Below are 21,561 nucleotides of genomic sequence, written 5' to 3' on the forward strand. Positions count from 1 at the left end.
TCAGCCGAACCGATTGTCGCGGGGGAAGCCGCGGGGGGCCATGCGACCGGCCTGCGCGCGGGTGCCCAGCCATTCGGCCAGGTCCGGTTCGTGCCGCGTGCGGCCGGCGGGATCGGACCACTTGAGCCCCTCGGCCAGCGTGATGACCGTGACGTCCGACAGCCCGCCATCCTTGAACTTCTGGAGCCGCACGCCCTTGCCGCGCGGCATCTCGGGCAAGTCGGCCAGCGGGAAGACCAGCATCTTGCGGTTCTCGCCGATGCAGGCGACGTGGTCGCCCTCGGCCGCGATGGGCCGCAGCGCGGTGATGCCGGGGCGCATGTTCAGCACCTGCTTGCCCGCGCGGCGCATGGCGACCATCTCCTCCTCGGGGACGACGAAGCCGTCGCCCGCCGTGGATGCGAGCAGGAGGCGACGGCCCGGCCGGTGGATCAGGATGTCGACGATGCCCGTCTCGTTGGGCAGGTCGACGATCAGGCGCAGGGGCTCGCCCATGCCGCGCCCACCTGGCAGGGTCGAGGCCCCGATCGTGTAAGCGCGCCCGTCGCTGCCCCAGACGATCAGCTTGTCGGTCGTCTCGGCGTGGAAAAGGAAGGCGGGGCCGTCGCCGTCCTTGAACTTCAGCTCCTTGTCGAGCGGCTGGTGGCCGGAGAGCGCGCGCACCCAGCCCATCTTGGAGCAGACAACGGTAATCGGCTCGCGTTCGATCATCGCCTCGAGCGGTACGTCGGCCACCTCGACCGCGTCCTCGAAGGTCGAGCGGCGGCGACCGAGATCGGTGGACTTGCCGAAGCCCTTGCGGACCTCGCGCAGCTCGGACGCGATGGTGGTCCATTGCACGGCTTCGTTCTCGAGCAGGTCCTCGAGGCCCGCCCGCTCCTCCATGAGCGCGTCGCGCTCCTTCAGGAGCGCCATCTCCTCGAGCCGCCGCAGGGCGCGCAGGCGCATGTTGAGGATCGCCTCGGCCTGCACCTCCGTCAACGAGGCCTGACCGTCCGACGGCAGCGGCGAGCGGTAGTCGCCCTCGTCGGTGGCGCGCACGTAGCTCTCGCCCCAGGGCTCGAACATCAGCGCCTCCTTCGGGGCGTCGTCGTAGCGGATGATGTCGATCACGCGGTCGAGGTTGAGATAGGCGAGGATGAAGCCTTCAAGGACCTCCAGCCGGTGGTCGATCTTGGCCATCCGGTGCCGCGAGCGGCGGATCAGCACGTCGCGACGGTGGTCGAGGAAGGCCTGGAGCACCTCGCGCAGGGAACACACGCGCGGCGTCACACCGTCGATCAGCACGTTCATGTTGAGCGAGAACCGCGTCTCCAGGTCCGACAGCCGGTAGAGCGTGTTCATCAGCACGTCGGGGTCGACGTTGCGCGACTTCGGCTCCAGCACGATGCGGATGTCGTCGGCGCTCTCGTCGCGGATATCGGCGAGGATCGGGACCTTCTTGGCCAGCACCAGCTCGGCCAGCTTCTCGATCAGCTTGCCCTTCTGGACCTGGTACGGGATCTCGGTGACGACGATCTGCCACTGGCCCTTGCCCAGGTCCTCGACCTCGTGGCGGGCGCGCAGGCGGAAGGCGCCGCGTCCCGTGCGGTAGGTCTCCAGGATGCTCTCGCGCGGCTCGACGATGACGCCGCCGGTCGGGAAGTCGGGCCCGGGAATGTGCTCGATCAGCGTCTCGTCGCGGGCGTTCGGCGCCTTGATGAGGTGCAGGCAGGCCGCGATCAGCTCGTCGAGGTTGTGCGGCGGGATGTTGGTCGCCATGCCGACCGCGATGCCCGCGGCGCCGTTGGCCAGCAGGTTCGGGAAGGCGGCGGGCAGGACGACAGGCTCCTGCAGGGTGCCGTCGTAATTGTCGCGATAATCGACGGCGTCCGCGTCGAGCCCCTCCAGCAGCGCCTCGGCGGCGGCGGTCATGCGGGCCTCGGTGTAGCGGGCGGCGGCGGGGTTGTCGCCGTCGATGTTGCCGAAGTTCCCCTGCCCGTCCACCAGCGGGTAGCGGACCGCGAAATCCTGCGCCAGGCGCGCCATCGCATCGTAGATCGCCGCGTCGCCATGGGGGTGGTAGTTGCCCATCACGTCGCCCGAGATCTTGGCCGACTTGCGGAAGCCCCCGGTCGAGGCCAGCCGCAGCTCGCGCATGGCGTAGAGGATGCGGCGATGGACCGGCTTCAACCCGTCGCGCGCATCGGGCAGCGCGCGGTGCATGATCGTCGAGAGCGCGTAGGTCAGGTAGCGGTCGCCGATCGCCCGGCTCAGGGGCTCCGAAACCACCTCGCCGCGGGCGTCATCCGTGTCGTTGGCGTCACTCATGGACGATGATGTATCTTTGGGGACTCGGGCACACAAGAACTCGGGGCTAAGGGATCAAGGAAATCCGTGTTATCGTGCGGTTGACGGGAACCCCCTGCCAGGGACGACCGTTGTGTGAGGGAATGCGAATTCCCGATGGGGGACTGCCAGTTATGTTGAAGCTTACGTTTACTCTTGCCGCGGCCCTCTATGCGGGATTCGTGATCTGGGGTCAGCCGACCGACGGCATGGCCGCCGCCGAAGCCGAGGCCGCGACGCCCGTCGTCATGGCCGCCGCCAATTACGATCGTCCCGTGATCCTGACGAATGCGTCGTCCGAGCCGGCCGTCACCCGGAACGAGCCCGTCGTGCCCGATGCCGCCGTGATCGCCGCCTCGGCGCCCGCGCCGAACCCCGTCTTCTCGGCCCCCCGCCTGATCGGCGAGCCGGTCGTCGTGAACCTGCTTCAACCCGCCGCCGTCACCGCCTCCGCCGAGACGACGCCCGATGCGCAGGCCGGCATGCTCGTCGTCAGCGGCAGCCGTGTGAACATGCGCTCCGGCCCCTCGACCGGGAACCGCGTCGTCGACAGCCTGCCGCAAGGCACTCTGACCGAGCCGCTCGGCGCGCCCGAGAACGGCTGGCAGCAGATCCGCGACGTCGCCACGGGCCAGACCGGCTGGATGGCGTCGCGCTTCCTCGACCCGGCCTGATCCAGACCGCAGGACCGAACCCGGAGGGGGCGTGCCATACCGGCACGCCCCTTTCGTGACGCCGGCGATTGTCATCCAGGCGCGATGCGCCTAGCCCGTCGTCCATGACGCGTTCCATCCTCATCACCGGCTGTTCCTCGGGGATCGGCCATGACGCGGCCCATGCTCTCAAGGCACGCGGTTGGAGGGTCTTCGCCTCCTGCCGCAGGGACGAGGATTGCGCGCGCCTCCGGTCCGAGGGCCTCGTCAGTCCTCGGATCGACTACGAGGACGGCGACAGCATCGCCGCCGGGCTGGCCGAGGTGCTGGACGCGACGGGCGGCCGGTTGGACGCGCTCTATAATAACGGCGCCTACGCGATTCCCGGCCTACTCGAGGATCTGCCGGTCGAGGCGCTGCGCGCTATCTTCGAGGCCAATCTCTTCGGCTGGCACGACCTGACGCGCCGCGTGCTGCCGGTGATGCGGGCCGCGGGCGCGGGGCGCATCGTGCAATGCTCAAGCGTCCTCGGCTTCGCCGCGGCCCCGTGGCGCGGCGCCTACAACGCGACCAAGTTCGCGCTGGAAGGTCTGACGGATACGCTGCGGCTGGAGCTGGCGGGCACCGGCATCGAGGTTTCGCTGATCGAGCCCGGCCCCATCACCTCGCGCTTCCGCGTCAACGGGCGCCACCAGTTCGAGCGCTGGATCGACTGGCGCGCCTCGCCGCATCGCGCTCAATACGAGCGCCTGTTGGCCCGCTTCGAGAACACGACGCCCGACCGTTGGGAAATGCCGCCCGCGGCCGTGACGGCCAAGCTGATCCACGCGGTCGAGGCCCCCCGTCCCCGCGCCCGCTACTACGTCACGGTGCCGACCCATCTGGGCGGCGCGGCCAAGCGGCTGCTGCCGACGCGGATGATGGACCGAATCCTGTCGAAATCCTGACCCGCGCCGCTAGGTGACGGGGCAACCGCCGGAAGGATCCCCTGATGAGAGACGACCCCCTGTTCTATGTCGTGGCAGGCGCCTGCCTCGTAGTGCTGCTGATCCTGCTCGTCGGTGTCGGCGGCTTCGCCAAGGGTGGCGAGTTCAACCGCAAGCACGCCAACCGCCTGATGCGGTGGCGCATCATCGCCCAGTTCGTCGCGGTGATGCTGTTGCTCGGGTTCGTCTGGATCAGGTCGAGGGGCTGACACGATGGTCGTATTGTCGAAGATCTACACCCGCACCGGCGATGCCGGGACCACCGCGCTCGGCGACGGCAGCCGCGTCCCCAAGACGTCCGCCCGTGTCGAGGCCTACGGCACCGTTGACGAGGCGAATGCCACGATCGGGATGGCCCGCCTCCATGCCGAGGCCGACATGGCCGAACGCCTGGCCATGATCCAGAACGACATGTTCGATCTCGGGGCCGATCTCTGCCGCCCGGACATGTCGAAGGACGCCGATGCCGAGTATCCGCCGCTGCGGATGCTGCCCGCGCAGGTCGACCGGCTGGAGGCCGAGATCGACGCGATGAACGACGCGCTCGAGCCGTTGCGCAGTTTCGTGTTGCCGGGCGGATCGCCCTTGGCGGCTCATCTGCATCTCTGCCGCACGGTGACGCGGCGGGCCGAACGGCTCTGCGTCGCGCTGGACGAAACGGACGATGTGAACGCCGCTGCGGTCAAGTATCTCAACCGCCTCTCGGACTGGTTCTTCGTCGCGTCGCGTATCGCCAACGACGACGGGCGGGCGGATGTCCTCTGGGTGCCCGGCGCCAACCGGTGACGCACCTTCGTTTGGACAGAAGGAACGCCGCGGGCTAGGATCGTTTCCAATTCGGCGCCAATGGCATGCCGCCCGAATGATGCCCCATTCGGATGGCACCAGTCGCGCCGCAGGGGCGCCCCGACCGACCGCCCGAATCGAACGGAGCCGCGCCATGTCCGACCTTCCCGTCATCGCCAGCTTCTGGACGGGCGATCCCTTGTCGCTGGTCGAGCGGCTCTGCCTGAAGTCCTTCGTCGATGCGGGCCACCGCACCATCCTCTTCAGCTACGGGCCCGTCGAGGGCGTGCCCGACGGCGTCGAGATGGGCGATGCCGCCGAGATCCTGACCCAGCCCGAGAAGATGACGACCCACGCGCGCACCCAGTCGCCCGCGCCCTTCGCCGACCGCTTCCGCTATCACCTGCTCTCGAAGCGTCCCGGCATCATCTGGGCTGATACCGACGCCTATTGCCTGCGCCCCTTCGTGCCGCGCGACGGCTGGTTCGTGGCCTTCGGGGACGACAAGAAGCGGCTGGTCGCCAACGGCGTGCTGGGTCTGCCCGTGGAATCGGAGACCCTGAAGGAGCTTCTGGCCTGGACCGAGGACGAGTTCGCGATCCTGCCCTGGATGCCGCCGAAGTTCCTCGACCAGGCCTGCCGCGCCGCGCGCGACGGCGACCCGATCCACGTCGCCGAGTATCCGTGGGGGGCCTGGGGCCCGAACGCGATCACCTGGATCCTGCGGATGACCGGCGAGTTGGAACACGCGATGGACGCCGTGACGCTCTATCCGCTGAGCTACCCGGAGCGGCGGCGCATCTTCAAGCGGGCCCGCGTCACGCTGCGCGCCTGCACGAACGAGACGATGTCGATCCATTTCTACGGGCGCCGCATCCGCGACCGCCTGCTCAAGGAATATGCCGGAATTCCGCCCGAGGGCACGCTTCTTGACACGCTGGGACGGCGCCACGGCCTGATCGGAACCCCCGAGATGGATGATCTGGCGCGCGCGGCGGTTCCGTCCGAAGCGGCGTGACGTTCACGTCAGAACGGTACGTCACTCCGTCGCACAGGGTCGTTTTCCGCCTGTCGCCCCGCCTGACCCTGCGCTAACTACTCCCTCGAAACTGCGTCTCAGGGAGTGAGCCATGAAAATCCTCGTGCCCGTCAAACGGGTCATCGACTACAACGTGAAGGTGCGCGTGAAGGCCGACGGGTCGGGCGTGGACCTCGCCAACGTCAAGATGTCCATGAACCCCTTCGACGAAATCGCCGTCGAGGAGGCCATCCGCCTCAAGGAAGCAGGCGCCGCCGATGAGGTCGTGGCCGTCTCTATCGGGGTCAAGCAAAACCAGGAAACGCTGCGCACGGCGCTGGCGATGGGCGCGGACCGCGCGATCCTCGTGATCGCGACCGACGACGTCCACCAGGATATCGAACCGCTGGCCGTCGCCAAGATCCTCAAGGCCGTGATCGACGAGGAGCAGCCGGGCCTCGTGCTGGCCGGCAAGCAGGCGATCGACAACGACATGAACGCGACGGGCCAGATGCTGGCCGCGTTGACCGGCTGGAGCCAGGCGACCTTCGCCTCCGAGGTCAAGATCGAGGGCGATCAGGCGCTGGTCACCCGCGAGGTCGATGGCGGCCTGCAGACGATCAAGGTGAAGATGCCCGCGATCGTGACCGTCGACCTGCGCCTGAACGAGCCGCGCTACGCGTCTCTGCCGAATATCATGAAGGCCAAGAAGAAGCCGCTGGATGAGAAGACGCCCGCCGATTACGGCGTCGACGTCGCCCCGCGGCTCGAAATCGTGAAGACCTCCGAGCCGGAGACCCGCAAGGCGGGCGAGATGGTCAAGGATGTCGACGAGCTGGTGGCGAAACTCAAGGAAGCGGGGGCGGTCTGATGGCGGTTCTTCTGATCGGTGAAGTGACGGATGGCGAGCTGGCCGTCGATGCGACCTCGAAGGCGCTGACCGCGGCCAAGGCGCTGGGCGACGTGACGGTGCTCTGCGCCGGGGCGTCGGCATCCGCGGCGGGCGAGGCTGCGGCCAGGCTCGACGGCGTGTCGAAGGTGCTCGTGGCCGAGGATCCGTCGCTGGGTCACCGCCTGGCCGAGCCGACGGCCGCGCTGATCGTGTCTCTGGCGGGCGATTACAGCCATATCCTGGCGCCCTCGACGACGGACGCCAAGAACGTGATGCCCCGCGTCGCGGCACTGCTGGACGTGATGATCATGTCGGACGTCACCGCCGTGGTCGATGCCGACACGTTCGAGCGTCCGATCTATGCCGGCAACGCCATCCAGACGATCAAGTCGTCCGATCCGGTCAAGGTGATGACCATCCGCACCTCGACCTTCGATCTGGCCGGCGACGGCGGCGCGGCACCGGTCGAGACCGTGTCGGCAGCCGCCGATCCAAGTCTGTCGGAATGGGTCGAGGACAAGCTGGCGGAAAGCGACCGGCCGGAACTGACCTCGGCGGGCATCGTCGTCTCGGGCGGCCGCGGCGTCGGCTCGGAAGAGGATTTCGCGATGATCGAGAAGCTGGCCGACAAGCTGGGCGCCGCCGTCGGCGCGTCCCGCGCGGCGGTCGACTCGGGCTATGCGCCCAATGACTGGCAGGTCGGGCAGACCGGCAAGGTCGTGGCCCCCGATCTCTATGTCGCGGTCGGCATCTCGGGGGCGATCCAGCATCTCGCGGGGATGAAGGACTCGAAGGTGATCGTCGCGATCAACAAGGACGAGGAGGCGCCGATCTTCCAGGTCGCCGATTACGGCCTCGTCGCCGACCTCTTCACGGCGGTGCCGGAGCTGACCGAAAAGCTCTGACAATCGCGATATAGGGATCTTCGCGCGCGGCTCCGGACATCGGGGCCGCGCGTTTTCGTTCGGGCGGGGCATCACGCGGCGATGCCGCTGCGCATGCCGACGGCGCGGGACAGGTGTCGCGCGATCCGGGCGTGGGCGTCGGGGCGCAGCATCATCTTGGCCGCCGCCCGCTCGCCATCGGGGAAGACCATCTCGTCGAGGCCCGCATCGGTCATGTCCTCGCCGACATCGCATTGCACGAACTTGTCGATCTCCCCCTCGATGGCCTGGAGCATGTCGATATCGACGAAGGGCGGCTCCGGGCCGAAGGCCGTCCGGCCGGAATTCTCGATCCAGAGCATGATCTTGCAGCCCGGGATGTGCGACAGGAAGAGCCGTGTGCGCGCGGTCCAGGCGGCCCGCAACTCCTGCACGACCAGGGAAAACGCCTCGGGCCTTGCGGCGCGCAGCCCGGCCAGCATGTGCCGGGTGAAGGCGTAATCGCTGAAATCAACCTCGGGGAAGAGGCTGGCCAGCGCCATGGAATGCCGCAGGAACCGGTCGTTCCGCCTTGGATGAACGGTGTAGAACCGGTTCGACAGGTTGTGCGCGCCCATCACCTGAACGACGACCGTTTCGGCGCCGCGAATGATCTCCATCAGCGCGTCGTCCTTGAGGAAAGCGTCGATGCCCGCGTTCAGGATGCCGAGGTTGACGATGCGACGGCCCGTCCGTTCGGCCAGCTGATCGGTGAAGGGATCCTCGACATATTTGCCAAAGGTCTCCCCCCCGCCCACGACAACCGTATAGGGCGGGCGGAGCGCTGCGCGGGGGCCGCGGAACGTGATCCGGCAACGGCCGTAGCGGCACGGATAATAGTCGAGCGCCGGCTCGCGTGCGTGAAAGCTCATACCCGGGTCCATCCGTCGATTCGCGGTGTCGATCCCGAACGTCGCAGCCCGTCCTTACCGATTGGTTGAGCCGTGCATTCGTCGCGAATTGTCCGCGTCGCCCGCTCGCTTGTGCCCCCTCGCGCCGCTGCTATTGTCGCCGCGAACGGCATCGGAGAGCGTCATGGAGATCGGCAGCATCGGCATCGTGGGTGCCGGCCAGATGGGCAACGGGATCGCCCATGTCTGCGCGCTCGCGGGCTATGACGTGGTGCTGACCGATGTCAGCCAGGACGCGCTGGACGCGGCCACCGCGCTGATCGCCGCCAACATGGACCGACAGGTCTCGCGCGAGAAGATCGCGCAGGCCGACCGGGACGCCGCCATGGGGCGCATCCGCGCGACGATGACGCTGGCCGATGCGGGCGGCACCGACCTCGTGATCGAGGCCGCGACGGAGCGCGAGACGGTCAAGCAGGCGATCTTCGAGGATCTGCTGCCGCATCTGAAGCCGAACACGATCCTGACCTCGAACACCTCGTCGATTTCGATCACGCGGCTGGCCAGCCGGACCGACCGGCCCGAGAAGTTCATGGGGTTCCACTTCATGAACCCGGTGCCGATCATGCAGCTGGTCGAGCTGATCCGGGGCATCGCCACCGACGAAGAGACCTACCAGGCTTGCCGCGGCGTGGTCGACCGGCTGGAAAAGACCGCCGCGACGGCCGAGGATTTTCCGGCCTTCATCGTGAACCGCATCCTGATGCCGATGATCAACGAGGCGGTCTACACGCTCTATGAAGGGGTCGGCACGGTGACCTCGATCGACACGTCGCTGAAGCTCGGGGCGAACCATCCGATGGGACCGCTAGCGCTGGCGGATTTCATCGGGCTCGACACATGCCTCGCGATCATGAACGTCCTGCATGACGGGCTGGCCGATACGAAATACCGCCCCTGCCCGCTTCTGGTGAAATATGTCGAGGCGGGGTGGCTGGGTCGCAAGTCGCAGCGCGGCTTCTACGATTATCGCGGCGAGGGCGAGCCGGTCCCGACCCGCTGAACCTCAGCGCAGGGCCAGCGTCCGGGCGCGCAGCCACGCCATGAATTCCGTCGCGTTGCCGGAGCGGGCCTGCCATTCCTCGGGGCCGATCGGCGTTCCGATGACCGGCATCTGCGGCCGGTTGAGCGCGTGGACCACCTCGTGCAGCAAGAGCCCCTGGCGGAGCGTCGGCGAGACGAGATTGGCGATCTGGTAGGCGCGCGAGTTCCGTCCCTCGAAATGCACCGGCAGGATCGTCGCGCCGGACCGGCGGATCATCTTGGCCGTAAAGGGATTCCAGTCGGCCTCAATCGCCGGGCCGAACCACGTCTCGGACGCGGCGACTCCCCCCGACGGGAAGAGCACGACCATGCCGCCTGCGCCCAGATGTTCCATCGCCGCCTGCCGCATCGCGAGGTTGCGCTCGCGCGCGTCGGGCTCGTGCTGAAACGGGACCGCGATCATGTGGTCGGCAATCTCGGGGACCCCGGTCAGAAGGCTGCGCGTCAGGATCTTGAAGTCGGACCGGACGCGGCCGATCAGCTCGGCCAGCACCATGCCGTCGACCAGCCCGTGCGGATGGTTCGCCACCAGCACGCAGGGCCCGCGCGTCGGGATCCGCGCGATCTGGTCCTCGGGCGTGTCGATCCGGATCCCCATCACGCGCAGCGCATGACTGAAGAAGGCCGGACCCTCCTCGACGCCCTCGCGTTCGAACTTGCGAATGAGATAGAGCAACCGCGCCTTGCCCGTCAGCCATTCCAGCACCCGAATCGCGGCGGCGCGGCGCGGGTCGGTGAAGGTCGCGGCATAGCTCAGCTTGCCGCGATCGTAGGGCTTGTAGTCGGGATCGGTCGTGTCAGTGGTGACGGGGGCGCTTCGCAGAAAGGCGGCGTCGCTCACATCCCCTCTCCGAACCGGTCGGCCACAAGCTCCTGGAGGGCGTCCAGCAGGGGTGCGGCGTCGGTGCCGCCGGTCTCGACCTCGATCGAGGTGCCGCGCGCGGCGGCCAGCATCAAAAGGCCCATGATGCTGTCGCCCGCGGCCTCGAGCCCGTCGCGGCGCACGGTCGCGCGGGCATCGAACCGCTCGACGGTTTCCACGAACTTGGCGGAGGCGCGCGCATGCAGGCCCTTTTCGTTCACGATATCCAGGTTCCGCGTCGGCATCCGTTCTCCCCGTGCCCCGATCTCAGGCGACAGGGCCTTGGGCGACGTCCATGTAGCGCGTTCCGGCGGCCTTGGCCAACGCCACGGCCTCGGCCAGCGGACGCGCCCGGCTGCGGGCGAGCTTGATTAGCGCGGGCAGGTTCGCCCCGTAGAAGATGACGCGGTCTTCGGGGGCACAGGCGTTCATCGACAGGTTCGAGGGCGAGCCGCCGAAGATGTCGGTGACCACCACGACGCCATCGCCCGCATCGACCGCGTCGGCGGCCTCGCAGATCTCGGCTTCCTTGCTGGCGCGGTCGCAGGTCGCGCCGACCGCGATGGAGCGCACGCCGTCCTGCGGGCCGATCACATGCTCGACCGCGCGGCGATACTCCTCGGCGAGGCCCCCATGGGCCACGATGACGATGCCGATCATGCGGCGGTTCCCCCAAGGGCCGCGTTGCGCGACCCCGTGCCGATGGCCGCCGCTGCCCGGCGATCCAATTCCCGATGGCGTTTAGACACCTGCCATCCGTCCGCCGCAAGGGCGTCGGCCAGCAATTCCGTAACGGCGACCGAACGATGCTGGCCGCCGGTGCATCCGAATCCGATCGACAGATGGGCCCGGCCCTCGTCGCGGTAGCGCGGCAGGAGGAACTGCACGAGGTCGCGGACGCGGCGGTCGAACCCGTCGAAATGCGGGTCGGCGGTGACATGGGCGCGCACATCCGCGTCGCGCCCCGTGCCGTCGCGCAAGCCCGGCACCCAATGTGGATTGGCGAGGAAGCGGACGTCGAACGCGAGGTCGAGGCCGCGCGGCAACCCGCGTTTGTAGCTGAACGACTGAATCGAAACCGAGAGCGTCCCGGCATCGCCGTCGAACCGGCGGGTCATCTCGGCCCGCAGGTCGTGGACGTTCATGTCCGCCGTGTCGATCACGAGATCCGCGCTTTCGGCGAGGGTGGCCAACAGCTCCAACTCGCGGGCGACGCCCAGCTCGGGATCCTCGCGCGGCGACAGGGGGTGGCGGCGGCGGGTCTCGGAATAGCGGGCGACGAGGGTCTCGCGGTCGCTCTGGAGGTAGACGAGCTGGACGTGGAACCGTGGATCGGCGCGCAACTCGGTCGCGAGCGCCTCGACCGCGTCCAGCGAGAAGCCCGCGTTGCGTACCCCGAGCCCGAGCGCCAGCGGTGCCGCGCGGTCCGGCCCCGCGAGCATCCGCATCATATCGAGCGGGAGGTTGTCGACCACCTCGAAGCCCGCATCCTCGAGCACGTTGAGCGCCGTCGTGCGCCCGGCACCGGAAGGACCGGTGACGAGAACGATGTCGATGGGGCGGTCGGCGCGGGTCATGGCAACCTTCGAAGGGCGATCGGCCCGGAATCTAGGAGGTGCCGTGGGCGATTGTAAGGCAGGCCGACAGGATGTCGCGCGGGCGTGATCAGCTGAGCCATAGATGCATCTTCGCCGGGAGGTCGGGCTGGGCCGGGTGCCGCAGGAGCGGGATCTCGGAGCCGTGGACCGGCCAGGTCTCGGGTTCGGGCAATCGTGCGCGCGAGGGCCCGAGAAGGAGTGCGGCCGCCAGCGGCGCCTCGGGGGCGGTCGGCGGCGAGACGAGGCCGAGCCCGCGCAGCTCCAGCCGGACGGGCGCACGGGCGGGCGCGCGCAGGATCGGGGCACCGCCGCCGGGCAGAATCAGCGTCAGGTCGTCGGCGATCAGCATGGCCCCCAGCGCGATGAGGCCGGCGGCGAGCCCGGACTTGCCCGACCCGGCGGGTCCGAGGATCAGAAGGCCGCGGGCCCCGATCCGCACGGCGCTGCCATGCACCGAGAGCGCGCCATCCGGTGCGGGCGACAGGCGGGGGAGATCGGCGGGCGGGGACGACATGTGCGGCCCCCGGCGCGGTCAGACCGGCAGGCCGACCACGAAGCGGGCGCCGAGCGGCTCGGAGGTCAGGTCCATGTCGGTGGGGCGGATGTTCTCGGCCCAGATGACGCCGCCATGGGCCTCGACGATCTGCTTCGAAATAGCGAGGCCAAGACCGGAATGGTTGCCGAACTGTTTGACGGGCCGCTCGGAGTAGAAGCGGTTGAAGACCTTGGTCAGGGCCGCTTCGGGGATGCCCGGCCCGGTATCCTCGACCACGACGAGGACACGGTTGTCGCGGCGGCGCATCCAGACGCGGACGGCATCGCCCTCCTCGCAGAACGAGAGCGCGTTGGTGACGAGGTTGACGAAGACCTGCGCCAGCCGCGCCTCGAGGCCCATGATGACGATCGGCTCCTTCGGAAGGTCGGTGATGAAGTCGACGCCCTCGGCCTCGGCCTCCTGGCCGTGATAGACGGTCAGGTTGGTGATCATCTTGACGAGGTCGAAGGGCTCCTCCTCCTCCTTGACGAGCTCGCTGTCGAGGCGGGAGGCGTTGGAGATGTCGGAGACCAGCCGGTCGAGACGGCGGACGTCGTGTTCGATCACCTCGAGCAGGCGCGTCCGCTGATCGTCGGTCTTGGCCAGCCGCATGGTGCCGACGGCGGAGCGCAGGCTGGCCAGCGGGTTCTTGATCTCGTGCGCGACGTCGGCGGCGAATTGTTCGTTCGAGTCGATCCGGTCGTAGAGAGCTGCGACCATGCCGCGCAGCGCACCCGACAGGCGCCCGATCTCGTCGGGGCGGGCCGTCAGGTCAGGGATGCGGACCCGTTGGGGCGACATCTTGCGGGCATGCCGGTCGCGGCCGAGCTCGGCTGCGGCCGACAGGTCCGAGAGCGGGTTGGCGATCGTCGAGGCCAGCACGAGGCTGAGGACGATCGACACCAGAAGCGCGATCACGAACATCTGGAGCAGCTGCTCGCGCTCGACCCGGACGAGGGCGTCGATTTCGCCCGCACGGGTGGTCACGGCGATCGTGCCCATCGAGGCGGAGGCCGAGGCAATGGGCGTGGCCACGGTATAGAGCTGCCCCGCCTCGCCCGCGTAGCCGCGGATCGCGGTCTGGCCGGCACCGAGTTCGGAGACCATGGCGCGCGCGATGTCGACGGGTCTGGGCGGGTCGTCGCCGGTGCGACTGAAAACGGCCGACAGGGCCTCCCAGACGGTGTTGAGCGCGCTGGTGATGAGGGTGGTCTTCTCGGCGGGTGCGTTGAGGCCGGCGACGGCCCCGGCCTGTGCGCTGCCGATGGCCTGCGCGACCAGGGCGCCCGACTGGTCGAAGACATGGACTTCGACGCCGCGCGGCAGCTCGATCGCGCCGAGCAGCGCCGGCACGTCGACGCCGTCGCCGGCCGCGAAGCTGACCGGCGCGCCCGCGGGCAGGGACGCTTCGAGCACGTCGGCGATGAGCCGCGCCTCGGTCACGAGCCCCTGCTCGCGCTGGACCACGAGGCTGTCGCGGGACGGGTTCAGAAGGAGCACGCCCGCCACCAGCATCAGGATCGCGAGCAGGTTGAAGAGGATGATCTTGCGCGCCAGCGGCGAACGATCGAGCGAGAAGAGACCCCGCCGCTCGCGCGCTTCGGACAGCTCGGCCTCGACCGTGCCCTCGGGACGTTCCCAATCCTCGCCGAGCACGACCTCGCTGTCGCCGCGACGTTTCGTGCGGCGGGTCGGCGTGGGCGCCATGTCCATATCGGTCACCGAGGCCACGCGCGCGCCCCGTCCTATTCTTCGTTGTAGCGATAGCCGATGCCGTAGAGCGTCTCGATCGCCGAGAACTCGGCATCCGCCGATCGCATCTTCTTGCGGAGGCGCTTGATGTGGCTGTCGATGGTGCGGTCGTCGACATAGACCTGGTCGTCATAGGCGACGTCCATCAACTGGTCGCGCGACTTGACGAAGCCGGGCCGCTGGGCGAGCGCCTGCAGGAGCAGGAACTCGGTCACGGTGAGCGTGACGTCGTTGCCCTTCCACTTCACCGCGTGGCGCAGCGGGTCCATCGTCAGCTCGCCGCGCTGCATGACCTGGGTGTCTTCGGGCGTGTCCGTCTCGTCGGAGGCGATCGCCTCCTGGCGGCGCAGGATCGCGCGGATCCGTTCGACCAGCAGGCGCTGGGAGAAGGGCTTGCGGACGTAGTCATCGGCGCCCATGCGCAGGCCCAGAACTTCGTCGATCTCGTCGTCCTTGGAGGTCAGGAAGATCACCGGCACGCTGGATTTCTGGCGCAGCCGCTGCAGCAGGTCCATGCCGTCCATGCGGGGCATCTTGATGTCGAAGACGCCCAGATCGGGCAGTTCCTTCGAGAAGGCGTCGAGCGCCGACTGGCCATCATTGTAGGTTTCGACCTCGAAGCCTTCGGCCTCCAGAGTCATGGAAACGGACGTCAGGATATTCCTGTCGTCGTCGACGAGCGCGATCCGCGACATGCCAATATCCTCGTTTTGCCTGTTATACTGCCGTGTTTTTTTCCAACTCTCCCCATGGGGGCGACAGAATCAAGGGTTTTCGCGAATCACCCGATTCGCAGGCACGACTGTGGCCCTCGTGCAATTAAGGCAGCGTTAAGCCGCCGAGCGCCCGCGCGCCATGTTTACGCTATCGGATGAGATGGTTGCGCTAACGAGCACTGCCCCCCTCGGGCGGTCGATGCTAGGGGATGGCCGAGGAACCCGTCCCCGACCGTTCGCGTTGATTGCCTGCGGTCATCCGACACGGGTTCGGGAGGAGCAGGACCATGACCCAGCGCGTCAATCCCGAGCATACGCTCGAGGCCCACGGCATCACCGGGCTCGGGCGCGTCTATTACAACCTGCTCGAGCCGACCATCATCCAGGAGGCTCTCGCCCGCGACGAGGGCACGTTGGGACAGGGCGGGTCGTTCCTCGTGACGACGGGCAAATTCACCGGCCGCTCGCCCAAGGACAAGCATATCGTCCGGACCCCCGGCACGGCCGACACGATCTGGTGGGACTGCAACGCCGAGATGTCCGAAGACGGCTTCGCCGCGCTGCGGGCGGACGTGCTGACGCATATGAAGGGGCGCGACTATTTCGTGCAGGACCTCTATGCCGGGGCCGATCCGGCGCATCGGCTGGACGTGCGGGTCGTGACCGAATTGGCGTGGCACAACCTCTTCATCCGCCATCTTCTGCGTCGTCCCGACGCGTCGGAACTCGCCGGGTTCGTGCCCGACTACACCGTCATCAACTGCCCGTCCTTCAAGGCGGACCCCGCCCGCCACGGCTGCCGGAGCGAGGTCGTCATCGCGATGAACCTCGATGCGAAGGAAATCCTGATCGCGGGCACGGAATACGCGGGCGAGAACAAGAAGTCTGTCTTCACGCTCCTGAACTACATCCTGCCCGAGAAGGGCGTGATGCCGATGCATTGCTCGGCCAACCACGCGACGGGCGACCCCGGCGATTCCGCGGTGTTCTTTGGCCTGTCGGGCACCGGCAAGACGACGCTGTCGGCCGCACCGGACCGGACGCTGATCGGCGATGACGAGCATGGCTGGTCCGAGACCGGTATCTTCAACTTCGAAGGCGGGTGCTACGCCAAGACGATCAATCTCAGCCGTGCGGCCGAGCCCGAGATCTACGACACGACGACCCGCTTCGGCACGGTGATCGAGAACATGGTCTTCGATCCCGACAGCCTGGCACTGGATTTCGAGGACGACAGCCTGACGGCCAACATGCGCTGCGCCTACCCGCTGGACTACATCTCCAATGCTTCGGACACAGCGCTGGGCGGGCATCCGAAGAACGTCGTCATGCTGACCTGCGACGCGTTCGGCGTCTTGCCCCCGATCGCGCGCCTGACCCCAGCGCAGGCGATGTACCACTTCCTGTCGGGTTTCACGTCCAAGGTCGCGGGCACCGAACGTGGCGTGACCGAGCCCGAGCCGACCTTCTCGACCTGCTTCGGCGCGCCCTTCATGCCGCGCCGTCCCGAGGTCTACGGCAAGCTCCTGCAGGCCAAGATCGCGTCCCACGGCTCCGATTGCTGGCTGGTGAACACCGGCTGGACCGGCGGCGCCTACGGCACGGGCAACCGGATGCCGATCAAGGCGACCCGCGCGCTGCTGACGGCGGCGCTGGACGGCACGCTGGCGCAGGGCGAGTTCCGGAAGGACCCGAATTTCGGCTTCGAGGTTCCGGTCGCCTGCCCCGGCGTCGACGCGGCACTGCTGGACCCGCGCGGCACTTGGGCCGATGCGGACGCCTACGACTTGCAGGCGGAAAAACTGGTCGAGATGTTCGCCGAGAATTTCGGCCAGTACGTCGCCCATATCGACGACGATGTCGCGGCATGCGCCATCGGCTGATCCCCCTTGCCGCCGCGCTGGCCCTGTCGGGGTCGGCCGCGGCGGCACAGGTCCGCCTCGTCGAGGCGGGGATCGTCTGCCCCCGGATAACCACCGGCGAGTTGATCGAGGCACCCGGCACCGAGGCGGGCGTCATCCGCCAGATCGAATACGGCACAGCCTTCGACCTGAACGCGCGGCGCGTGCCGACGATGGACGACCTGAGCTTCGGGTTCCGCACCGCGTTGAAGGACGGCGCGTCGACGCAGGTCGTCACCGTCGTCGTCACCCATCCGCCCATGGGGCCACGCGGGGTCGAGCGCGAGGAATGGACCGACACGATCGTCGCGGGAACGACGAACCTCAACCTCTTCACCTTCGAGCATGACTACGAGAAGGTCACCGGTCCCTGGACCTTTGCGATCGAGATCGAGGGCGTGCCGGTCGTGTCCGTGCCCTTCGAGGTGACCGATGAGGGCGCGCGCGGTCCGGTCGAGCAGGTCTGCTTCCAGTTCATGTCCTGACGGTCAGAACCCGAACCCCTTGCGGATCAGGTTCAGCCCCGCGACCACCAGCACGACGAGCGTCACCTTGCGAAAGCGCGCCTGATCCATCCGGTCCGAGATCTGGAAGCCCAGTGCCATGCCGATCACCGCGGGGACCAGCATCGCCACCGAGAACCAGATCGTCTGGCTGTTGAGCACCCCCGACGCGAGATGCGCCGCGAGAAGCGCGATGGACCCGATGCCGTAGATGACGCCTTGCACGACCATCTGGCGCGCCTTCGGTGTCTCGATCGCCATCAGGTAGAGGACCGTCGTCGGCCCCCACGTTCCCACGAGGCCGCCCAGCGTCCCCGAGATCAGCCCGACGCCCCACTCCGCCGCCACCCGTCGCGCGGGCGGGATCGTCAGAACCCATCCGGCCAGCTGCACGATCGAGAGGATGACCACCGGGATGCCGAGTACGAAATAGAAGACCTGCCGGGGGATCAGGGTCACCGCCTGCCCCGCGATCAGGATCGCCAGCACCACCATCAGGACGTAGCGCCAGTGGTGACGCGTCGCCTCGAGAGCGGGGGCGAGGCCCGCGCGCAGCACCTGCATCCCGTTCGTCAGAAGGACCGGCAGGATCAGCCCCGCCAGCGCAAGACGCGGATCGAGGAAGGTCGAGAGGCCGGACACCATCACGAGCGGTAGGGCGAACCCGATCGAGCCCTTGATGAGCCCCGCCCCGAAGGCGATCGCCACGGAGATTGTCCAGAGGAAGGGCGTGAGGGCGTCCATGCCATTCCTCTACGCCGCCGCACGCGCTGTCGCCAGCGCCGATGGCTGGACATATTATTCCTTGATGGCGTTCCGAACTGGAATTAAGTTACGCTGCAACTGCAAACAGAAGATTCCCTGCGCGGCGGAGACACCCATGCCCCATGATGGCCAGACCATGCCCCTTGATGTCGCCGATCCCGTGCTGCTGCCCGATCTGCTCGCCCTGACATCCGAGGCCGCCACGGCGGTCGAGGCGCTGGTGGCTTCGGCGCGGATCGCGGTGGCGGACCGGGTCACGGTCGAGGGCCGGATCGACCCCGCGCGCCTCGAGGCCGAACAGGCCGCAACGCATGGCTTCGCGTGGCTTGCGACCTATGGGCAGGCTTTGCGGCAGATGCAGCACTGGGCCGACCGGCTGGATGCGGCGGGGACGTTGGGCGAAATGGAGCGGTTGCTTCTCCAGATCGCGTTTGGCGAGTACCTCGCGCAGATCAGGGGCGGCCTGCCGATGAGCCAGGGCGAGATCGTCCGGCTGGGCGACCTGGGCCTCGGGGCCGAGGCGCGCGACGGGTGGGTCACACCGGCCGTCGAGACGCTCTGCACCGCAGCGAACACGCCTGCCGCCCGCGCCCATCTCGTGGCCCTGATGCGCGACGGGACGGCGAACGCGACCTTCGGGGCGACCGGCCTCGACGAGGAACTGGAGATGATCCGCGACCAGTTCCGCCGCTGGTCGCAGGCCCGGGTCGCGCCCCATGCCCACGAGTGGCACCTCAGGGACGAGCTGATCCCGATGGAGGTCATCGACGAGATGGCCGAGATGGGCGTGTTCGGCCTGACCATCCCCGAAGAGTTCGGCGGGCTGGGCTTGCCGAAGGCCGCAATGTGCGTCGTCTCGGAGGAGCTGTCGCGGGGCTATATCGGCGTAGGCTCCCTCGGGACCCGGTCCGAGATCGCGGCGGAACTGGTGCTGGCCGGCGGGACGGACGCGCAGAAGGCGCATTGGCTGCCGAAGCTCGCCTCGGGCGAGACGCTCCCCACCGCCGTTTTCACCGAGCCGAATACCGGCTCGGACCTCGGCAGCCTGCGCACCAAGGCGGTGCGCGACGGCGACGACTGGGTGCTGAACGGCAACAAGACCTGGATCACCCACGCCGCGCGAACCCACGTGATGACGGTTCTGGCGCGCACGGTGCCCGACACCGACGACTACCGCGGCCTGTCGATGTTCCTGGCCGAGAAGACGCCGGGCACCGATGACGCCCCGTGGCAGGATCCCGGCATTTCGGGTGGCGAGATCGAGGTGCTCGGCTATCGCGGGATGAAGGAATACACGGTCAATTTCGACGATTTCCGCGTCGATGGCGCCAACCTTCTGGGCGAGGCCGAGGGAAACGGCTTCAAGCAGCTGATGCAAACCTTCGAGAGCGCGCGCATCCAGACGGCCGCGCGGGCCATCGGCGTGGCGCAGGCAGCGCTGGACGCCGCACTTGCCTACGCCGAGACACGCAACCAGTTCGGCAAGCCGCTGATCGCGTTCCCTCGGGTGTCCGACAAGCTGGCGATGATGGCGGTCGAGATCATGTTGACGCGGCAGCTCACCTACTATTCGGCCGCCGAGAAGGATGCGGACCGGCGCTGCGACATCGAGGCCGGGATGGCGAAGCTTCTGGGCGCGCGCACGGCTTGGGTCGCGGCGGATAACGGCCTGCAGATCCACGGCGGCAACGGGTTCGCGTTGGAATACCCGATCAGCCGCCTCCTTTGCGACGCCCGAATCCTCAACATCTTCGAGGGCGCGGCGGAGATCCAGGCGCAAGTGATCGCACGGCGCCTGCTGGCCTAGGAACTTCGGGGGGCGCCCGGTGGATGCCCGCGCCTCCGCGCCCTGCCCTGACGCAGCCGTGATTGGCCGGTCATGGGCGGGCCCGGGCCGTTCCGCTAGATGTCGCCCATGCTGTGCTTTCTCGCCTTCGGTGTTCCGGTCGGGCTCTGCCCGGACGAGACGATCTCGGGCTATGCCGACCGGTCCGCGACCTATGTGCTGGTCGAGATGGGTGGCGCCGATGCGTCGGTCCGCGCCACGCTGCGCTTCCCCGAGGAAGGCGTCGTGACCGGGGACGGGCCATGCAACGGATTTCGCGCCGCGCAGACCATCGCCTATCCGTGGATCGAGATCGGCGAGATCGCGGCGACGCGGCGGTCCTGTTCCGATCTGGATCTCGAGGAAACGTATTTCGCCATGTTGCGGACGGCGACGCTCGTCGAGGTGGCGGGCGACGTCCTGCTCCTCTCGGGAGAGGACGGGCTTCTGGCGGCGTTCGAGGCGGAGTAGCGCGGTCAGGCGCGGGCCAGCGCATCGAGGAAGCGTGCGCGTGCCGGCGGCAGGGGCTTCTCGCCCAGCGACGGTGCCAGCCGCTGCGCGAGGAAATGCCCGGTGACGTCCAGCGCCGCGCGCACGCCCCCGAGGCTCGCCACGCCCCCGATCATCATCTCGGGCAGCGGCAGCAGGCGGCTGGCCCAGTCCCCTGCCCCTGCCCGACTGACCGCGCGGCCCGACCGGGGGCTGACATAGGCGAGGTCGTTGGCCGACCCGCCCGCGGCACAGGCCGACAGATCGAGGCGGAAGCCCGAGATGTCGAGCAGCGCCATTTCCCAGAAGACGTAATCCCGCAGCCATCCCTCCCCATCCGCGATCGCATCGCAGAGCGCCTCGGTCCGGGCCTGGAACGCGGGCAGCGCCTCGCGCTCGGGCAAGACGAAGGCGCAGAGCGCGCAGGCCGATGTGAGGGCCGCGAGGCGCAGCGGATCGGTCAGGATCGCGGCGGCGCGGGCGCGGGTCGGCTCGACCGTCCAGGTGCCCATATGGGTGTCGAGCCGGGCGCGCCAGACGGCGTCGAGCTGGTTGCCCAGTTGCAGCATCGGCGCCTTCCGCCGCGACACGCCGCCATGGACGACGCCCAGATGGCGGCCATGGGCGCGGGTGAACAGCTCGAGGATCACCGCCGTCTCGCCATGGGGGCGCGCGGCGAGGACGATGCCTTCGTCGCGCCATTCCATCAGCCCAGGCCCTCGGCATCGAGCATGTGCCGCCCGGCCCGGTCCTCGACCTCCAGCACCCAGAGGTCGGGGTCGAAGCCCACCTGTCGCGCGCAGGCGGCGTCGCACTCAGCCTCGGGGCCCTCGGCGAGGACGATCCAGGCGCGGTCTCCCGTCATCAGGTCGAAGCTGCGCTGATGGACCGAGGCAAGCCCGTCCAGCGTGTTGAGCTTGACGAGCACCGAACCGGACGTGTCGTCGCCATGTCGGGTGACGAAGCAGGGGATGCCGTGAAGGTCCAGCCGCTTGCGATAGGCGGCGACCCAGAAGGCGGCGGTCAGGCGCGGGGTCACGGGCGGCGCGCGGCGGCGCAGCGGGGGGCCAGCCC

General features: G+C 68.2%; 24 protein-coding genes. 12 read left to right on the forward strand and 12 right to left on the reverse strand.

Annotated elements, in window-relative coordinates; all coding sequences use genetic code 11:
* Nucleotides 1–2,310: a DNA topoisomerase IV subunit A gene (locus ACK8OR_RS13860; protein ID WP_410190007.1), complete on the reverse strand. Its 2,310-nt coding sequence runs from the start codon at nt 2,308–2,310 to the stop codon at nt 1–3.
* Nucleotides 2,311–2,462: 152 nt separating this feature from the next.
* On the opposite strand from ACK8OR_RS13860, the gene ACK8OR_RS13865 reads away from it, so the two are divergent.
* The 7 genes from ACK8OR_RS13865 to ACK8OR_RS13895 all read left to right on the forward strand — a co-directional run bounded on the left by ACK8OR_RS13865 (nt 2,463) and on the right by ACK8OR_RS13895 (nt 7,568).
* Complete coding sequence (locus ACK8OR_RS13865) at nt 2,463–3,002, forward strand: SH3 domain-containing protein (protein ID WP_410190008.1); 540 nt, start codon at nt 2,463–2,465, stop codon at nt 3,000–3,002.
* A 104-nt stretch (nt 3,003–3,106) separates the two neighbouring features.
* Nucleotides 3,107–3,928 (forward strand): SDR family oxidoreductase, encoded by an 822-nt coding sequence (locus ACK8OR_RS13870; RefSeq protein ID WP_410190009.1) that lies wholly within the window; start codon nt 3,107–3,109, stop codon nt 3,926–3,928.
* Nucleotides 3,929–3,972: 44 nt separating this feature from the next.
* Nucleotides 3,973–4,176 (forward strand): twin transmembrane helix small protein, encoded by a 204-nt coding sequence (locus tag ACK8OR_RS13875; protein ID WP_298430421.1) that lies wholly within the window; start codon nt 3,973–3,975, stop codon nt 4,174–4,176.
* A gap of 4 nt (nt 4,177–4,180) precedes the next feature.
* Nucleotides 4,181–4,753: a cob(I)yrinic acid a,c-diamide adenosyltransferase gene (locus tag ACK8OR_RS13880; protein ID WP_410190010.1), complete on the forward strand. Its 573-nt coding sequence runs from the start codon at nt 4,181–4,183 to the stop codon at nt 4,751–4,753.
* Between the two features lie 154 nt (nt 4,754–4,907).
* Nucleotides 4,908–5,771, forward strand: a complete 864-nt coding sequence (locus ACK8OR_RS13885; RefSeq protein ID WP_410190011.1) for a hypothetical protein — start codon at nt 4,908–4,910, stop codon at nt 5,769–5,771.
* Nucleotides 5,772–5,883: 112 nt separating this feature from the next.
* Nucleotides 5,884–6,642, forward strand: a complete 759-nt coding sequence (locus ACK8OR_RS13890) for an electron transfer flavoprotein subunit beta/FixA family protein (protein ID WP_410190012.1) — start codon at nt 5,884–5,886, stop codon at nt 6,640–6,642.
* Nucleotides 6,642–7,568 carry an electron transfer flavoprotein subunit alpha/FixB family protein gene (locus ACK8OR_RS13895; protein ID WP_410190013.1) on the forward strand — a complete coding sequence of 309 codons (927 nt, stop codon included), beginning with the start codon at nt 6,642–6,644 and terminating at the stop codon, nt 7,566–7,568. The genes ACK8OR_RS13890 and ACK8OR_RS13895 overlap by 1 nt, the downstream gene beginning before the upstream one ends.
* A gap of 71 nt (nt 7,569–7,639) precedes the next feature.
* On the opposite strand, the gene ACK8OR_RS13900 is transcribed toward ACK8OR_RS13895, so the two are convergent.
* Nucleotides 7,640–8,458 (reverse strand): DUF6473 family protein, encoded by an 819-nt coding sequence (locus ACK8OR_RS13900; protein ID WP_410190014.1) that lies wholly within the window; start codon nt 8,456–8,458, stop codon nt 7,640–7,642.
* A gap of 163 nt (nt 8,459–8,621) precedes the next feature.
* Here ACK8OR_RS13900 and ACK8OR_RS13905 point away from each other — a divergent pair, with 163 nt between their 5' ends.
* The gene (locus ACK8OR_RS13905; RefSeq protein ID WP_410190015.1) at nt 8,622–9,500 is read left to right on the forward strand and encodes a 3-hydroxybutyryl-CoA dehydrogenase; all 879 of its coding nucleotides are present in this window, start codon (nt 8,622–8,624) and stop codon (nt 9,498–9,500) included.
* Between the two features lie 3 nt (nt 9,501–9,503).
* On the opposite strand, the gene ACK8OR_RS13910 is transcribed toward ACK8OR_RS13905, so the two are convergent.
* The 7 genes from ACK8OR_RS13910 to ACK8OR_RS13940 form a co-directional block, all read right to left on the reverse strand.
* A complete protein-coding gene (locus tag ACK8OR_RS13910) occupies nt 9,504–10,382 on the reverse strand; it encodes a lysophospholipid acyltransferase family protein (RefSeq protein WP_410190016.1) in 879 nt (292 codons plus the stop codon).
* Nucleotides 10,379–10,648 (reverse strand): HPr family phosphocarrier protein, encoded by a 270-nt coding sequence (locus ACK8OR_RS13915; protein ID WP_410190017.1) that lies wholly within the window; start codon nt 10,646–10,648, stop codon nt 10,379–10,381. The genes ACK8OR_RS13910 and ACK8OR_RS13915 overlap by 4 nt, the downstream gene beginning before the upstream one ends.
* A gap of 22 nt (nt 10,649–10,670) precedes the next feature.
* The gene (locus ACK8OR_RS13920) at nt 10,671–11,063 is read right to left on the reverse strand and encodes a PTS sugar transporter subunit IIA (RefSeq protein WP_410190018.1); all 393 of its coding nucleotides are present in this window, start codon (nt 11,061–11,063) and stop codon (nt 10,671–10,673) included.
* The gene (rapZ, locus tag ACK8OR_RS13925) at nt 11,060–11,980 is read right to left on the reverse strand and encodes an RNase adapter RapZ (RefSeq protein WP_410190019.1); all 921 of its coding nucleotides are present in this window, start codon (nt 11,978–11,980) and stop codon (nt 11,060–11,062) included. Before rapZ ends, ACK8OR_RS13920 begins: the two co-directional genes overlap by 4 nt.
* 88 nt (nt 11,981–12,068) lie before the next feature.
* Nucleotides 12,069–12,515 (reverse strand): HPr kinase/phosphorylase, encoded by a 447-nt coding sequence (locus tag ACK8OR_RS13930; protein ID WP_410190020.1) that lies wholly within the window; start codon nt 12,513–12,515, stop codon nt 12,069–12,071.
* Nucleotides 12,516–12,533: 18 nt separating this feature from the next.
* Complete coding sequence (locus tag ACK8OR_RS13935; RefSeq protein ID WP_410190021.1) at nt 12,534–14,243, reverse strand: sensor N-terminal transmembrane domain-containing protein; 1,710 nt, start codon at nt 14,241–14,243, stop codon at nt 12,534–12,536.
* A gap of 38 nt (nt 14,244–14,281) precedes the next feature.
* Complete coding sequence (locus ACK8OR_RS13940) at nt 14,282–14,983, reverse strand: response regulator transcription factor (RefSeq protein WP_410190022.1); 702 nt, start codon at nt 14,981–14,983, stop codon at nt 14,282–14,284.
* Nucleotides 14,984–15,291: 308 nt separating this feature from the next.
* Between ACK8OR_RS13940 and ACK8OR_RS13945 the strand changes: the two genes are divergently transcribed.
* Complete coding sequence (locus ACK8OR_RS13945; RefSeq protein WP_410190023.1) at nt 15,292–16,887, forward strand: phosphoenolpyruvate carboxykinase; 1,596 nt, start codon at nt 15,292–15,294, stop codon at nt 16,885–16,887.
* A complete protein-coding gene (locus tag ACK8OR_RS13950; protein ID WP_410190024.1) occupies nt 16,872–17,390 on the forward strand; it encodes a DUF3859 domain-containing protein in 519 nt (172 codons plus the stop codon). Before ACK8OR_RS13945 ends, ACK8OR_RS13950 begins: the two co-directional genes overlap by 16 nt.
* Nucleotides 17,391–17,393: 3 nt before the next feature.
* Here ACK8OR_RS13950 and ACK8OR_RS13955 read toward each other — a convergent pair whose 3' ends face one another.
* Complete coding sequence (locus ACK8OR_RS13955) at nt 17,394–18,152, reverse strand: sulfite exporter TauE/SafE family protein (protein WP_410190025.1); 759 nt, start codon at nt 18,150–18,152, stop codon at nt 17,394–17,396.
* A 136-nt stretch (nt 18,153–18,288) separates the two neighbouring features.
* Here ACK8OR_RS13955 and ACK8OR_RS13960 point away from each other — a divergent pair, with 136 nt between their 5' ends.
* Nucleotides 18,289–19,980 (forward strand): acyl-CoA dehydrogenase family protein, encoded by a 1,692-nt coding sequence (locus ACK8OR_RS13960; RefSeq protein ID WP_410190026.1) that lies wholly within the window; start codon nt 18,289–18,291, stop codon nt 19,978–19,980.
* A 108-nt stretch (nt 19,981–20,088) separates the two neighbouring features.
* Nucleotides 20,089–20,469: an META domain-containing protein gene (locus tag ACK8OR_RS13965; RefSeq protein WP_410190027.1), complete on the forward strand. Its 381-nt coding sequence runs from the start codon at nt 20,089–20,091 to the stop codon at nt 20,467–20,469.
* Nucleotides 20,470–20,474: 5 nt separating this feature from the next.
* Here ACK8OR_RS13965 and recO read toward each other — a convergent pair whose 3' ends face one another.
* Together recO and ACK8OR_RS13975 are read right to left on the reverse strand one after the other, a co-directional pair.
* Nucleotides 20,475–21,194: a DNA repair protein RecO gene (recO, locus tag ACK8OR_RS13970; RefSeq protein WP_410190028.1), complete on the reverse strand. Its 720-nt coding sequence runs from the start codon at nt 21,192–21,194 to the stop codon at nt 20,475–20,477.
* Entirely contained in the window at nt 21,194–21,526 is a 333-nt protein-coding gene (locus ACK8OR_RS13975) for a DUF1491 family protein (RefSeq protein ID WP_410190029.1), read from the reverse strand. Before ACK8OR_RS13975 ends, recO begins: the two co-directional genes overlap by 1 nt.
* Nucleotides 21,527–21,561 lie beyond the last annotated feature (35 nt).

The organism is Jannaschia halovivens, assembly GCF_046452375.1.
Taxonomy (GTDB): domain Bacteria; phylum Pseudomonadota; class Alphaproteobacteria; order Rhodobacterales; family Rhodobacteraceae; genus Jannaschia; species Jannaschia halovivens.

Excerpts from the sequence above, each read along its gene's own strand:
- recO (WP_410190028.1), bottom strand. The coding sequence starts at position 21,194 with ATGGAATGGCGCGACGAAGGCATCGTCCTCGCCGCGCGCCCCCATGGC.
- ACK8OR_RS13955 (WP_410190025.1), bottom strand. The coding sequence starts at position 18,152 with ATGGACGCCCTCACGCCCTTCCTCTGGACAATCTCCGTGGCGATCGCC.
- ACK8OR_RS13935 (WP_410190021.1), bottom strand. The coding sequence starts at position 14,243 with ATGGCGCCCACGCCGACCCGCCGCACGAAACGTCGCGGCGACAGCGAG.
- ACK8OR_RS13865 (WP_410190008.1), top strand. The coding sequence starts at position 2,463 with ATGTTGAAGCTTACGTTTACTCTTGCCGCGGCCCTCTATGCGGGATTC.
- ACK8OR_RS13920 (WP_410190018.1), bottom strand. The coding sequence starts at position 11,063 with ATGATCGGCATCGTCATCGTGGCCCATGGGGGCCTCGCCGAGGAGTAT.
- ACK8OR_RS13930 (WP_410190020.1), bottom strand. The coding sequence starts at position 12,515 with ATGTCGTCCCCGCCCGCCGATCTCCCCCGCCTGTCGCCCGCACCGGAT.
- ACK8OR_RS13860 (WP_410190007.1), bottom strand. The coding sequence starts at position 2,310 with ATGAGTGACGCCAACGACACGGATGACGCCCGCGGCGAGGTGGTTTCG.
- ACK8OR_RS13880 (WP_410190010.1), top strand. The coding sequence starts at position 4,181 with ATGGTCGTATTGTCGAAGATCTACACCCGCACCGGCGATGCCGGGACC.
- ACK8OR_RS13950 (WP_410190024.1), top strand. The coding sequence starts at position 16,872 with ATGCGCCATCGGCTGATCCCCCTTGCCGCCGCGCTGGCCCTGTCGGGG.
- ACK8OR_RS13905 (WP_410190015.1), top strand. The coding sequence starts at position 8,622 with ATGGAGATCGGCAGCATCGGCATCGTGGGTGCCGGCCAGATGGGCAAC.
- ACK8OR_RS13875 (WP_298430421.1), top strand. The coding sequence starts at position 3,973 with ATGAGAGACGACCCCCTGTTCTATGTCGTGGCAGGCGCCTGCCTCGTA.
- ACK8OR_RS13915 (WP_410190017.1), bottom strand. The coding sequence starts at position 10,648 with ATGCCGACGCGGAACCTGGATATCGTGAACGAAAAGGGCCTGCATGCG.
- ACK8OR_RS13940 (WP_410190022.1), bottom strand. The coding sequence starts at position 14,983 with ATGTCGCGGATCGCGCTCGTCGACGACGACAGGAATATCCTGACGTCC.
- ACK8OR_RS13965 (WP_410190027.1), top strand. The coding sequence starts at position 20,089 with ATGCTGTGCTTTCTCGCCTTCGGTGTTCCGGTCGGGCTCTGCCCGGAC.
- ACK8OR_RS13900 (WP_410190014.1), bottom strand. The coding sequence starts at position 8,458 with ATGAGCTTTCACGCACGCGAGCCGGCGCTCGACTATTATCCGTGCCGC.
- ACK8OR_RS13895 (WP_410190013.1), top strand. The coding sequence starts at position 6,642 with ATGGCGGTTCTTCTGATCGGTGAAGTGACGGATGGCGAGCTGGCCGTC.
- rapZ (WP_410190019.1), bottom strand. The coding sequence starts at position 11,980 with ATGACCCGCGCCGACCGCCCCATCGACATCGTTCTCGTCACCGGTCCT.
- ACK8OR_RS13960 (WP_410190026.1), top strand. The coding sequence starts at position 18,289 with ATGCCCCATGATGGCCAGACCATGCCCCTTGATGTCGCCGATCCCGTG.
- ACK8OR_RS13870 (WP_410190009.1), top strand. The coding sequence starts at position 3,107 with ATGACGCGTTCCATCCTCATCACCGGCTGTTCCTCGGGGATCGGCCAT.
- ACK8OR_RS13890 (WP_410190012.1), top strand. The coding sequence starts at position 5,884 with ATGAAAATCCTCGTGCCCGTCAAACGGGTCATCGACTACAACGTGAAG.
- ACK8OR_RS13885 (WP_410190011.1), top strand. The coding sequence starts at position 4,908 with ATGTCCGACCTTCCCGTCATCGCCAGCTTCTGGACGGGCGATCCCTTG.
- ACK8OR_RS13945 (WP_410190023.1), top strand. The coding sequence starts at position 15,292 with ATGACCCAGCGCGTCAATCCCGAGCATACGCTCGAGGCCCACGGCATC.